Origin of the sequence: Paraburkholderia phytofirmans PsJN, from assembly GCF_000020125.1 — a bacterium.
GTDB lineage: Bacteria > Pseudomonadota > Gammaproteobacteria > Burkholderiales > Burkholderiaceae > Paraburkholderia > Paraburkholderia phytofirmans.
Genome location: NC_010676.1, coordinates 2539715 through 2552406, shown reverse-complemented (window position 1 = coordinate 2552406; position 12692 = coordinate 2539715). Strand labels below are relative to the sequence as shown.

Here is a 12692-nt window from a genome sequence, read left to right as displayed (position 1 = left end):
GCCTCGCCCCTTTGCTGGAAGGCGAGGCCGCGGCTTCTCGCTCAACGCTGCTGTTGCACGGCCAACAGCGGATTGACGACCTTGGGCGCCGCCGCCTTCTGATGCAGATCCTTGATGAACGCCTCGCTCAGCGCAATGACTTTTGCCGACGCTCGCGGATCGAAAAGAGCGTGGTCGAGCTCATCGAAGACGACCGCCTTGACATGCGAAAAGCGCGACAGCTTCTTGCCGCGCTTGCCGAAATGCGCATTGAGCTGATCCATTCCTTCGTCGCTCGAGCCGTAGACGAAGAGAGTCCGCACGCCCTTGCGTTCGAGCGCGTGAACCACGCCGTGCGGGTGCGTCAACGTATCGGCTTCGGCCGCGCCGGTACGGTTGGCGGTTGCGTCCAGCCGATGCGAATGCAGGCGCGCGAGCAGAATTGATCCGACGGCTTGCGCGATCGGCAGGAACTTGCGCTTTCCGCTCAGGACGAGCCACCATTTGGACGGCTTGAATATCGCGGGCCCGACACGCTTGAGCGAGTTACGCTGCAACTCCTCCAGCTCCGCCATCGACATGTGCGGGGGTATGTAAAAACGCACGATGTTGACCGCGATGACGGCGGTGAGAGCCGGCTCCACGAGCGCCGCGCGTAAGGCGCTATAGGCGCCCGAGCAGATCCCGAACGAGATGACCGTTTGATAGCCTTTGCGCTTGAGCCAGGCGGCGGCCGTCGCGACATCCTCGATAGTCGTGGATGCGTGGATCTTCGGCACCAGATCGAGTGGCCCTTGTGGCGTACGCGGTGGACTGTCGCCGATGCCGCGCGCGTCGATGCGCATCGAAGGGATGCCGCGCCGGGCCATTTCCCGCGCGATCCGAACCGATAGCCGGCTGTCGCCATGATGCACGCTGCCGGCGGTATTGGTGATCAGCATGACGGGCCCGTACGCGACCCTGCCGCGCGGTTCGCACAGCATGCCGAACAGGCCGTTGGCGCCGAAGATGACCGGGCGCTCGCGGGCTTCGGGCGTCTCGATGATCGCTTCGTCGTCGAGGGACACGCTCGGCCGCGCGCCTCTGTTCATCGAGTTGTGGACGCGCATTCCCGGGGCGCCATCCACGATCCACTTCACGGCCTCTCCGAATGCGCGAGCCGGCACAGTCGACGACTTCGTCTCATCCATATATTCGAGGTAGCCCTCCAGCAGGCCCGTTTCGACCGCGACGCCGCGTCCGCGCAGCGTCGAACACAGCGCGGCGCTTGCGCGAGCGCGTGCATCGAGCACGAGAGCGCGCGTGAGAACCGGAGCGTGCTGGTCCATTGCCTTCGAGAGGTCGAGCGCGTCCAGTTCACTGCAAAGTCGGTCGCTGTAGATCTGTCCCAGCACGTTGAACGGCTTGTCGCGCTGCGCGGCGCGCAAGGACGGGGCGAGATTGTCGAGCCAGACCTTGCGCACCGCGGCCAGTTCGCGCAGATAGGTTCGCCCGCGCGTGACGGGCGCGAGCAGCACGAGCGAGTCGGCCGCGCATGCACGCGATGCCAGCGCTGCGAGCGCCCCGCCGAGACGCAAGCCGCAGAGCGTCACGCTGGTCACGCCGGTCAGTTCCTTGAGGCGCTTGACGGCCGCGACGACGTCGGACACGAAAGCATCGAAGTGATGGGCATTGCCGTCCACGCCCGCGGAGTCTCCCGTTGCCAGATAGTCGAAGCGCAGCGCCGGAATGCCGTACGCGGACAGTTCTTCGGCGAGATAACGAATACCCTTGTGGCACCACGGCTCTTCATGGCCAAACGGGCTGCAGAGCACCACGCCATGTGTGCCTTCTCCAGGATGAAGCCATCCAAAGCGTCCACCGAATGCGATCGGTTTCATGGCTTGCCTCGACCGGTCTGGTTGTTGTCGCCGACTGGGGCCGGGTGGCAAAAAGCGGACGTTGCAACGTTTTTTGCAACTGCACCGCGCAATGTTCTTGTCTCGTAGTGCATCAGTGTGAGCCTCTTTTTGTATTGAGCGTTTTGGTCGATTGGATCGCTCTTTAGAGGCCCGTTCGGTGCGCTAAACAACATTGCACGAAGCAGAAAATGAATTTAACCCGGGCGACGTTTGCCTTTCAACAAACGGTCAATGATTGCTCATATATTTTTTGAAAAAGTCGATTAAGGACTTACCCGTACGTGCCGTGCGTTTTAAGGTATTTTCATGCTGACTGTGCGAATTCGCACATAGTCTTAAAGATTGCCGCAGTAGTGTATTTTCGGGGAAAAACGACTTTCGGATAAAAGCAGGGCCATAAATCGGAACGAGACAATTCGCCGGCACTCGTCCGACGAAAGAAAATACGCCAAATGCGTTGTTTGAGGCCGTGGCGCGGATAAATCAATCTATCGACGAATGAGCCTGACGATGTGCGAATAGCACGGGCGCCGGTGTCCGGCGCGCGACGGAAACTGCCGATGCGGCTGGATTCAGCCTATCCGTCATACAGCCGGAACGCGGCGATAGGCGAGCCGCAAAATTTTCGTAATGAAAACCTTTCGAATCAATTACTCATATATTAATTAATATTTAATCAGACAATAAAAATGTGTCGTTTCTGATACGTTTTTATCTTCATACGTTTAGAAAAATTTACCATTCAACAGACAAAACCATCGGTACGGAAGTCGTTGAAAAGATAGAGGTTCAGGGAATTTGTTCCGGATTTCTGAAAAAGTATGATGATATGATGTACATATTGTAACAAGTGTGACGTAGGACTGACTTTGGTAATCTGATACGATTATTAAGAGATGGTAATAATTTACCTTCTAGCTATTACTGTGCATCTCATCGGCCGCATTATGCGCCATCGAAGTGCAAGTCTGGTGACCCCCTTCCGGAAGATCTGCTTTACCAATCCTGAAGTCTTTGCTTTAAGCGGAGATGTCTTCGGGTATTCGCTTGCGCCTGCGCGTATTCGCATCGCCGATTACGCGGGGTAACTCGTACTTAAGCGTTCGGGCTTTTGCGCCCGTTATCTCGCTTAATTCCCCTATTAACGCCTGTATGGTTGCGGTCGTTCGCTTGGGCTTTGGCTTTTGATCGCGCCGGCATAGTTGGAAAGACTTTAATGATTAAGAATACACCTGCGGCAAGACTCCCTGTTTCTAACACTGAACTCACGGTCCGTCGTAAATTTCTGACGTCCTTGCTGGCCGGCGGCGGCGCGTTCGTGCTCGCTGCATGCGGCGGCGGTGGCGATGCCGCCAGTCCCGACGCGGTCGCGGACCGCTATCGACGCGGCGGCGGCGCATCGAACCCGAGCGGCGCCAGTTCGTCGAGCGGCGCGAGCGCGCCGGCAACGGCAAGCTCCCCGGCAACGGCAAGCTCGCCGGCTGGCGCGAGCTCGCCGACCAGCACCCAAGGTGTTCTTCTCGACACGTCTTTCGGCGTAAAGGGCGATGGGACCACCAACGACCGCGTTGCACTTCAGCGCGCAATCGACGGCTCCATTGGACAGATTTTGCTGATTACCGGCCAGAGCCGGATCGACGTGGCCGGCCTCGACCTGCGCACCAATAGCCACGTGCGCTTTGCAAGCGGCGCTTCGATCAAACTGCTCGCGCATAATACCGACACGTATGAAATCCTGCGCTTGGCGGACGTCAATAACGTCACGCTCGAAAGCCCGTATCTCGACGGCAGCAAGGAATTGAATTCGGCGAAGTCGGGCGAGTGGGGGATGGGGATTTCGATTAATGGCGCAACGAATTGCACCATTACGTCTCCGACCACGATCAATTGCTGGGGCGACGGCATTTACATCAATAACAGCGATAGCAAGAGCAACGGCTACAGCACGAACATCACGGTCAATTCGCACCACGCGACCGGATGCCGTCGCCAGGGTGTATCGATTATCAGCGGCAGCGGCATTACGTTTAATAGCCCGCTTTGGGAAAATATCGGCGGAACGGCCCCCGGTGCCGGTCTCGATATCGAACCGAATGACAATACCGCTGTGTTTCAAAACATCCGCATCGTCAGCCCGACGACGAATAACTGCGCCGGCGGCGGGATTAACGTTTATTTTGGCTTCTTCCCGGGTCCGGTCAACAAGACTGTCAGCATCAGCATTACCGGCCATACGGATACGGGAAGTCCCGGCGGCTCATTCAACGTTCAGGGCCTTCAATTGAATGGCTACGTCGTGAATGGATCGATTACCAGCGCCAACCCGGTCTGGAAGAAAACCGGGCTGAGCCTGGAAGACTGGGACAAGAATGGCCCGACGGTGACGGTCAGCAACGCGCGCATCGGCTGATGAAGCGTTCCGCCGGTGGTGCGATACAGCAACGGATCGCGCCCCGGCTGCCTGACAAGTCGATTGGGCCGGCCTGGTGCCGGCCCAACACGTCTTCACCTTGCTGCGAACCCTGTGGTTACGCAAACCCGATTCGACTTCTTTGTAGACGGGTTTAAGGCGCTGTGGCCGAACGCGAATCAACATGTCCGACACGGGTAAGCTGAAACGTGCGGCGCAATTCGAAGCCCAGACGCTCATACAACCCGATCGCGGAGGTGTTGTTACTGAACACGTGAAGAAACGGCGTGTCCTCCCGTTGCTCAATTTCTCTTCGCAAGACTTTGATGAGCCGGCCGGCAAGGCCGCGTCCCCGATAGTCTTCATCTACGCAGACGGCGCTGATCTCAACGTATCCGTCGACGCGCATCCGTTCGCCGGCCATCGCGATTAGACGCCCCTGGTCGCGAACTCCAATGTAGTGGCCCATTTCCCCCGTTCTCCTGCCGAAAGGACCAGGCTTGGTCTTCTGGGCGAGGTCGAGCATGTCTTTCGCGTCCGCGTCACCCAGCCGGATTACGTCGTGGTCGTCCGCGCGCTCTGCTTTGCCATGCCGGGCGATCATTTGATGAATCACGCCCACGTGCGTGATCTGAAGTCCGTCTATCGGACCGACTGGGTCACTGGAGCGAAGGACGGCGGCCTGTTCGTGAGGCAGCAAAAGCTGGAGCAGCGCCTGGTATGCCGCGGGCGTTTCCAATGCCAAAGCGGCGAAGGGCGCCACGTCGGGATGGTATCGAACGGCAAGCGCATCGCCATATCCGAGGTGCGCCTGCTTCGTTGTGAGGGCCGCCCAGATCGGACGGTCGAGATCAGCTTCTGTCGAACTGCTCATGCTTTCTCCTTTGCAAGCGCGGCTGTGTGCCAGCGGCTTGATTGAATGGTCAGCCGGCGCTCTACCTCGGCCGTATTGCTGTGCAGTCTAGACGCCCGACAGGCGCGAGGCTATAGTCGCAAATGACATTAATGGGGTTATTTGCGACATGAGGCTGGTTATCTTCGCGCTGGACGGCCTGTTCGACACGGGGCTCACGGTCCTGCTGGATACTTTTGCGACGGCCAATGAACTGGCTGTGGCCCAAGGCTTCGCCGCGTCGCCTTTCGATGTCAAAGTCGTCGGCGTGCGCAAACGGATTCGCACCGCGCATGGCTTGTCGACCGCGGTCGAACCGGCAAGCACCGTTCGCCGTCCGGATTGGGTGGTGGTGCCTGCGCTGAACGTCAGACAGCCGGAGCGTCTGATCGAGGCGCTGGGCCGACCAGACGTATGTGAGACGATGGCGTATCTTCGTGCCTGGCATGCCGACGGCGTCGGCGTCGCGGCTGCCTGTATCGGGACTTTCCTGCTGGCCGAAGCCGGGCTTCTGGATAATCGCGAGGCGACAACGACCTGGTCGCTCGCACCGTTCTTCCGCCAACGCTATCCGGCTGTCAGTCTGGATGATTCACGCATGGTCGTCGCCTCGCAAGGCGTAGTGACGGCGGGCTCCGCGATGGGCCATCTCGACCTTGCACTTTGGTTGCTGCGTCAGGCAAGCCCCGAACTTGCGACGCTGGTTGCCCGCTTCATGCTTATCGACAAGCGTTCGTCCCAGTCCGAATACATCATTCCCGATCACCTCGCTCACGCCGATCCGCTGGTCGCGCGATTCGAGCGATGGGCTCGCGACAATCTTTCGTCGGGGTTTTCGCTTCAGGCTGCCGCTGCCGCGTTGTCAGTCGGACCGCGCACCTTGCAGCGGCGTACCGAGGCCGTGCTCGGTAAGTCGCCACTGGCCTTCTTCCAGGACTTGCGAATCGAACGCGCGCAGAATCTCGTGTCGATTGGCTACGACCTCGAGAGAATCGCGAGCGAGGTGGGCTACGCCGACTCGGCGACGTTGCGGACTTTGCTGCGTCGGAGGCTCGGCCGCGGGGTGCGGGAACTTCGCGCCGAAATGCGCTAGCCTTCCGACGACGGTTTGCCGAACCATCCGAGCCGGTCCTTGACGTGGCTGCCGACATACATGATCTGACCACTCCAGCGACTCGACCGCGGACTTGTCGCGAAACGACTGGGCCGCTTCACGCAGCCACTTCGTGAAGCGGCCGAGACTATTTTCTACGGTGTGGCGAGGACATCTCCACGAGACGATAAGAGAATCCCGGCAGACATAGGTCTTCGCCATCGCCAAAACGGGCTGCTCGAGTTGCGGTGGCGCTTGCTCACGCCCCTCCGAAGGTATTCAGGTATCCGTAAGAAAATCCGGATGCCTCGTGCGGATCTGATCGACCTGGCTCAGCGTACCGGAGAGGTGGTTACGCAGCGCTGCCTGCGCAGCCTCGGCATCGCCGCGCTCGATTGCATCGACGATCTCGGTGTGATCGCGCACCACCGCCATCGTCTTGCCTTCCACTGGCAGATGCAGGCGGCGTAGCCGGTCGATGTGGCCACTCAGTCGGCGCACCAGATCCCAGAGTTGCGGCACGCCCGCCGCCTCGTACATCTGGCGATGAAAGGCCTGGTCGAGCAGCGAGAACTGCTCGATGTTCTTCGGGTCGCGCACTTCCATCTGTCCGGCAATCGTGGCGCGTAATTGAGCGATCAGCGCGGCGTCGCGCTGCTCCGCAAGCGTGCGCACGATTTCCAGTTCGATCGAGCGGCGCAGAAAGTGCGCCTGCAACGCAGAAGTCACGTTGATCTGGCTGACGACCGTGGCGTGCTGCGGAAAAATGTCGACGAGGCCTTCCTCGCCGAGCTTCATCAACGCGTCGCGCACGGGCGTCTGACTCAGACCGTACTGCGTCGCCAGATCTGCGCGCGAGAGCACCGTGCCGGGCGCCAGTTCGAGCGACAGGATCATTTCGCGCAGGCGTTCGAATACTTGCGGCGCGGCATGGCGGGACCGGTCGAGCCGGGTCGCCCTCGTCGGGGAAGCGTTGATTTTCATGGCAGAACCAGAAGCGTGGGCATAGGCGGGCACTGCGATTTTCACCCGCTGAAATATTAATACTATAGCCGACGCCCAGCCGCTCCCCGCAAGCGTGTAGCCGTTTTCCGGCGCGACAGACCATGGGTTTTCCCCACTGACACACTAATACATTAGTGCTTTACCATGCCTCCATCTACTTCGAATCTCTCTTTACCGGACTGCCGCCATGACTCGCGACATCACCGTCACCCAGGTGCGAATCACGCCGATCGCCTTCCGCGACGGCCCTCTGCTCAACGCTGCCGGCATCCACGAGCCGTGGGCATTGCGCGCCATCGTCGAACTGGAGACGAGCGATGGCCGCGTGGGTATCTCGGAGACATATGGTGACGAGCCGATGCTGCGCGTGCTCGAGCAGGCCAAGGCGCTGGTGATCGGCCTGTCACCGTTCGACCTGAACCGGATGGAGGAACGCGTGCGTGCGGCGATCAAGCCGAGCTCGGGTGCGATCGAATTCGAACTCGCCCCCGGCTCGCATTCGGCCAAGAACGCGCCGAAAGTCATCAGCACGCTCGAAGTCGCGATGCTCGACCTGCAGGGGCAAATCGTCGGTGCGCCGATCGTCGATCTGCTCGGCGGTAAGGTTCGCGACGCAGTGCCCTACAGCGCCTACCTCTTCTTCAAGTACGCGGAGCACATCGACAAGCCCTATGCGCCCGATGCCTGGGGCGAAGGCCTTAGCGCGGACCAGATCGTCGCGCAGGCGCGTCGCATGATCGACTTGTACGGCTTCCAGAGCATCAAGCTCAAGGGTGGCGTGTTCGAGCCGGCGCACGAGATCGCATGCATGCGTGCGCTGCATCGGGCTTTCCCCGGCGTGCCGCTGCGCCTCGATCCGAACGCCAACTGGACGCTAGAAACGAGCATCGCAGCCGCCCCCGAACTCGACGAGTTGCTCGAGTATTACGAAGACCCGTGTCCGGGGCTCGCAGGCATGGCCGAACTGGCAAAACACACTCGCCTGCCGCTCGCGACCAACATGGTGATCACGACCATGGAAGACTTCCGCCGCGGCGCCGAGATGGGTTCGGTCAAGGTGTTGCTGTCGGATCATCACTACTGGGGTGGTCTGCGCGCGACCCAGACGCTCGCGCGCATGTGCAAGTTGTGGGATCTCGGCATGTCGATGCACTCGAACTCGCACCTCGGCATTAGCTTGATGGCGATGACCCACGTCGCGGCGAGCATTCCTAATCTGACGTATGCGTGCGACACGCATTACCCGTGGCAGGAAGAAGAAGTCATCAAGGGTGGCCGCGTGAGCTTCGACAATGGTGCGGTGCGCGTGCCCAGCGCACCGGGCCTCGGCGTCGAACTCGACCGTGAGCGGCTGGCTGAATTGCATGCTCAGTATCTAACGTGCGGCGTGCGCAATCGCGACGACTTGAAGCAGATGCAGAAGTACGACCCGAGTTTCAGTGGTAAGAACCCGCGCTTCTGATTCAAGCGGGAGTCCCGCGCGATGGGCATTGCCACTCGGCAACTATGTTGTATGGGAACGCTTTGCATGGGGCCGCAGTAAGCGCTAAAGCGCTAACTGCGGTCGACCGCTTTGCATGGGACCAGAGTAAGCGCTAAAGCGCTAACTCTGATCGACCGCTGTGCATGGGACAGCAGTAAGCGCTAAAGCGCTAACTGCTGTCGACAAAGGAGACAAGCCGATGAGCAGATCCATTCCGGCCACGGCCGGCCCGGACCGAACGGATGCACTCGCAAGCGCCGTGCGCAAGATTAAGTGGCATGTGCTGCCGCTCTTCGTTGTGATGTTCGTCGTCAACTACATCGACCGGGTGAACATCGGCTTCGTCCGCCAGCATCTGAGCGCAGATCTCGGCATTGGTGCCGCCGCCTATGGACTTGGCGCGGGGCTTTTCTTCGTCAGCTATGCGATCTTCGAAGTGCCGTCGAACATGCTGTTGCAGCGCTTCGGCGCGAAGGCCTGGCTCACGCGCATCATGTTCACGTGGGGTCTGGCCGCGGTCGGCATGGCGTTCGTTCGCGGCGAGACGTCGTTCTATGCAATGCGCTTGCTGCTCGGCGCCGCCGAGGCCGGCTTCTTTCCGGGCGTCATCTTCTATTTCACCCAATGGCTGCCACGCGGTGAGCGAGGCAAGGCGATGGCGATCTTTCTCAGCGGCTCGGCGCTCGCCTCGATACTGTCCGGGCCGATCTCCGGCGCACTGATGCTGATCAGCGGCGGAGGTCTGCACGGCTGGCAGTGGATGTTCGTGATCGAAGGCATGGCCTCGGTCGTGCTGGCCGGCTTCATCTGGTTCTGGCTCGATTCGAAACCGCGCGACGCCAGATGGCTGAGCAGCGCCGAGCAGAATGCGATTGTCGCCGAGATAGAGGAGGAGCAGCGCGAACGCGACGCGGCGCATGCGGTCATGCCGTCCGTCTGGACTCTGCTGCGCGACCCGCAGATTCTGATCTTCTGTGTGATCTATTTTTCGGTATCGCTGACGATTTACGGTGCAACGTTCTGGCTGCCCAGCATCATCCGCAAGATGGGCCATTTCAACGATTTTCAGGTCGGGCTCTTCAATTCGATCCCGTGGCTGATCTCGATCGTGGCGATGTATCTCTTCGCGATGCTCGCGGCACGCTTCAAGTTTCAGCAGGCATGGGTCGCGTGCGTGCTGTTGATCGCCGCGCTCGGCATGTATGCAGCTGGCCAGGGCAGTCCATTGTTCTCGTTCGTCGCGATCTGCTTTGCGGCGATTGGTTTTAAAGCCGCGTCGGCGTTGTTCTGGCCGATTCCGCAGGGCTACCTGGACGCGCGCATTTCAGCGGCGGTGCTGGCGCTGATCAATTCGATCGGTAATCTCGGCGGCTTCGTTGCGCCGGCGGCCTTCGGCTTGCTGGAGCAGAAAACCGGCTCGATCGAAGGCGGTCTCACCGGGCTGGCCGTGATGTCTGTGGTGGCCGCCGGGGTCGTCTTCTTTTCCCGGATGAAGCCTCGCGAGGGGCGGTCCGCCCTCGCGCTGTAGGCGATACGTGAACCAGTTTGCCTGATTAGAAACTCCCGGAGACACGATGAAAATATTAGAAGCCGGTTCCGTCGCCGACCAAACGGCCGTCGGACGATATAGGTGGACCATCTGCGCACTCATCTTTTTTGCAACGACGATCAACTACATGGATCGTCAGATGCTTGGGCTGCTCGCGCCGCTGCTGCAAAAAGACATCGGCTGGACTCAGGTTCAGTACGCGCAGACCGTGATGGTGTTCACGGTCGCCTATGCGGTGGGTCTCGCGACGTTCGGCCGTATCGCGGATCGGATCAGCACCAAAGTGGTCTACGGTGGCGCTATGGCGATGTGGAGCCTCGCCGCGATGCTGCACGCAATAGCGGCGACCGTCCCCGGCTTCGCAGCGGTGCGCGGTTTGCTCGGGTTCGGCGAGGCGGCCAATTTCCCCGTCGCCATTCGCACCACGGCGCTATGGTTTCCGAAGAAGGAGCGTGCGCTGGCCACGGGCCTATGGAACATGGGCGCAACCGTAGGCGGAATCGTTGCGCCCGCATTCGTACCGATCGCCGCTGTCATGTGGGGCTGGCGCGCGACATTCATTGCGGGAGGGGCGGCCGGTTTCGTGTGGCTGGCGGTGTGGCTGCTCGTCTACCGTCCTCCGGCGGAGCATGCCTCGGTATCGAAGCGCGAGCTCGACTACATCAACTCGGATCGGGACGAGAGCGTCGAGCAACGCGTGAGCTGGCTTTCGGTGCTGAAGTACCGCGAAACGTGGGCGTTCATCTTCGGCAAACTGCTGACCGATCCGGTGTGGTGGTTCTATTTGTTCTGGCTGCCTAAATGGCTCAATGAGTCGAGGCACATCGACATCGCCAATCTTGGGCTGCCGTTGATCGTCATTTACACGATGGCATCCGTCGGCAGTGTGGCTGGAGGATGGTTGTCGTCCCGGCTGATGCAGCGGTCCCACAAACCTAATGTCGCACGCAAGATCGCGATGGGCGTCTGCGCGCTGTGCGTCCTTCCGATTGCCACACTTTCGCTCTTTCAGAGCCTCTGGTACGCAGTATTCGCTGTCGGGCTCGCCGCGGCGGCTCATCAGGGATGGTCGGCCAATCTCGTCACGACGGTCGGCGACGTGTTTCCGCGCCGGATGGTCGGCACGGTGGTCGGTATCGGCGGCGTCGCAGGGATGATCGGCTCGTTCTTTTACTCGGGCGTTATCGGCGAGACGTTGCAGCGCACCGGTCAGTATTGGGTGCTCTTCGCTGTCGGCGCATCGGCTTATCTGGTCGCGCTCGGCATCATCCATTTGCTCATGCCGCGCATGACGCCGGTGAAACTCGAGCACTAACTAGCCTGTTCCGGTCGAAGGTCGTCCCGATGGAACAGATGCCGGCGGTCATGAGATTGGCCGGCGCTCTCCACGAACCATGCCGGTAGCCCATGCGCTCTTTGGCGAGCTCGCGCGATGCAGTATCGGGAGACATCTGCTCGATTCCGAGTTGTAGAAGTCCCACGCTTGCGCCAGCACGTATTGCCCTTCGGCGGCCCGGCACGTTTGTCATCCTCATAGTCCTATATAATTGCGAATGATTCTCAATTGCGTATAAACTGCTGGTTTCGCTGTCGTGCTGAACTATGAAAACCTTCCTGCGTAACGATCTGATTGAGCGCTTTGGTTATGGCATGGCCGTCTATATCACGGCCAAGGCTTCCGCGATGCAGCGGAGCATCGATGCCATCAACGCCGAACGGACGGCGGCCGGTGGCCGCCTGCTGAAGAACGCGAGTATCGAAGAGGTAGTCGGCGTGTTACGCAGGAAAGGCAAGCTGCCGGCCTGAACTTAGCGAGCGATGTCGCACACGAATTCGATGTCGTGTGGCCGCTCGCTACGCGAACGAAGTCTGCCACCCGCTTTACGTGGCGACCGTCGTCACTCGCTCAAAGCAAAGATTTCCCTTGGGCCAGAATCTTGTCGCAGACCTGTTTCGTGATCTGCTCCTTCAGGCCGCCGCCACTCAAGTCGACCTGCTTACCGTCGCCGCTGTTCAGGATGCCTTTGGCGCCGTCGGTGTACCCGCTGTCGCTCGACGATGAACCGCCCGGCAGCTTGCTCATGAGCCCATCTTTGACCGACGACGCGCCGCCGCCGAGATAGTTGTTCTTGATACAAAATTCAAGCACGCCCGCGACATTGCCCGTGCTGCCGGACGTTAGCGACTGCAACGACAACCCACTGCCTAAACCGCCCAGGCTGCCAAGTCCACCTGCGGCCGCGCCGTTTCCGCCCTGATTGAGAAGATTGCCGAGTTGGGCGTGGGCCGTTGGGAAATAGAGCAATGTAGCGACCAGAAGCCCGTTGGCCCAGGTGCGACGGTTGCATGCGATCATGGAAGCCCTCTTGCCGTGGAGTGA

10 protein-coding genes are annotated in these 12692 nt (G+C 60.2%); 6 read left to right on the top strand and 4 right to left on the bottom strand.

The window, feature by feature from the left end; genetic code table 11:
- Positions 1 to 41: 41 nt before the first annotated feature.
- Positions 42 to 1859, bottom strand: a complete 1818-nt coding sequence (locus BPHYT_RS31170) for a serine aminopeptidase domain-containing protein (RefSeq protein WP_012428124.1) — start codon at positions 1857 to 1859, stop codon at positions 42 to 44.
- A gap of 1198 nt (positions 1860 to 3057) precedes the next feature.
- On the opposite strand from BPHYT_RS31170, the gene BPHYT_RS31165 reads away from it, so the two are divergent.
- Positions 3058 to 4290, top strand: a complete 1233-nt coding sequence (locus BPHYT_RS31165; protein WP_238535692.1) for a hypothetical protein — start codon at positions 3058 to 3060, stop codon at positions 4288 to 4290.
- A 154-nt stretch (positions 4291 to 4444) separates the two neighbouring features.
- Here BPHYT_RS31165 and BPHYT_RS31160 read toward each other — a convergent pair whose 3' ends face one another.
- Positions 4445 to 5164, bottom strand: a complete 720-nt coding sequence (locus BPHYT_RS31160; protein ID WP_012428122.1) for a GNAT family N-acetyltransferase — start codon at positions 5162 to 5164, stop codon at positions 4445 to 4447.
- A 148-nt stretch (positions 5165 to 5312) separates the two neighbouring features.
- Between BPHYT_RS31160 and BPHYT_RS31155 the strand changes: the two genes are divergently transcribed.
- A complete protein-coding gene (locus BPHYT_RS31155) occupies positions 5313 to 6275 on the top strand; it encodes a GlxA family transcriptional regulator (protein WP_012428121.1) in 963 nt (320 codons plus the stop codon).
- 279 nt (positions 6276 to 6554) lie between these two features.
- Here the strand turns inward: BPHYT_RS31155 and BPHYT_RS31150 are convergent, their stop codons facing one another.
- Entirely contained in the window at positions 6555 to 7259 is a 705-nt protein-coding gene (locus BPHYT_RS31150; protein WP_012428120.1) for a GntR family transcriptional regulator, read from the bottom strand.
- Positions 7260 to 7467: 208 nt separating this feature from the next.
- On the opposite strand from BPHYT_RS31150, the gene BPHYT_RS31145 reads away from it, so the two are divergent.
- From BPHYT_RS31145 to BPHYT_RS31130, 4 genes are all read left to right on the top strand, one after another.
- Entirely contained in the window at positions 7468 to 8742 is a 1275-nt protein-coding gene (locus BPHYT_RS31145; RefSeq protein ID WP_012428119.1) for a glucarate dehydratase family protein, read from the top strand.
- 220 nt (positions 8743 to 8962) lie between these two features.
- The gene (locus BPHYT_RS31140) at positions 8963 to 10291 is read left to right on the top strand and encodes an MFS transporter (RefSeq protein WP_012428118.1); all 1329 of its coding nucleotides are present in this window, start codon (positions 8963 to 8965) and stop codon (positions 10289 to 10291) included.
- A 46-nt stretch (positions 10292 to 10337) separates the two neighbouring features.
- A complete protein-coding gene (locus BPHYT_RS31135; RefSeq protein WP_012428117.1) occupies positions 10338 to 11627 on the top strand; it encodes an MFS transporter in 1290 nt (429 codons plus the stop codon).
- A 287-nt stretch (positions 11628 to 11914) separates the two neighbouring features.
- A complete protein-coding gene (locus BPHYT_RS31130; protein ID WP_012428116.1) occupies positions 11915 to 12118 on the top strand; it encodes a hypothetical protein in 204 nt (67 codons plus the stop codon).
- Positions 12119 to 12218: 100 nt separating this feature from the next.
- On the opposite strand, the gene BPHYT_RS31125 is transcribed toward BPHYT_RS31130, so the two are convergent.
- Positions 12219 to 12668, bottom strand: coding sequence for a DUF2501 domain-containing protein (locus BPHYT_RS31125; protein ID WP_012428115.1), 450 nt, complete (start codon positions 12666 to 12668; stop codon positions 12219 to 12221).
- Positions 12669 to 12692 lie beyond the last annotated feature (24 nt).

Coding starts and splice junctions, on each gene's coding strand:
- BPHYT_RS31155 (WP_012428121.1), top strand. CDS start 5,313: ATGAGGCTGGTTATCTTCGCGCTGGACGGCCTGTTCGACACGGGGCTC.
- BPHYT_RS31170 (WP_012428124.1), bottom strand. CDS start 1,859: ATGAAACCGATCGCATTCGGTGGACGCTTTGGATGGCTTCATCCTGGA.
- BPHYT_RS31130 (WP_012428116.1), top strand. CDS start 11,915: ATGAAAACCTTCCTGCGTAACGATCTGATTGAGCGCTTTGGTTATGGC.
- BPHYT_RS31160 (WP_012428122.1), bottom strand. CDS start 5,164: ATGAGCAGTTCGACAGAAGCTGATCTCGACCGTCCGATCTGGGCGGCC.
- BPHYT_RS31145 (WP_012428119.1), top strand. CDS start 7,468: ATGACTCGCGACATCACCGTCACCCAGGTGCGAATCACGCCGATCGCC.
- BPHYT_RS31140 (WP_012428118.1), top strand. CDS start 8,963: ATGAGCAGATCCATTCCGGCCACGGCCGGCCCGGACCGAACGGATGCA.
- BPHYT_RS31150 (WP_012428120.1), bottom strand. CDS start 7,259: ATGAAAATCAACGCTTCCCCGACGAGGGCGACCCGGCTCGACCGGTCC.
- BPHYT_RS31125 (WP_012428115.1), bottom strand. CDS start 12,668: ATGATCGCATGCAACCGTCGCACCTGGGCCAACGGGCTTCTGGTCGCT.
- BPHYT_RS31135 (WP_012428117.1), top strand. CDS start 10,338: ATGAAAATATTAGAAGCCGGTTCCGTCGCCGACCAAACGGCCGTCGGA.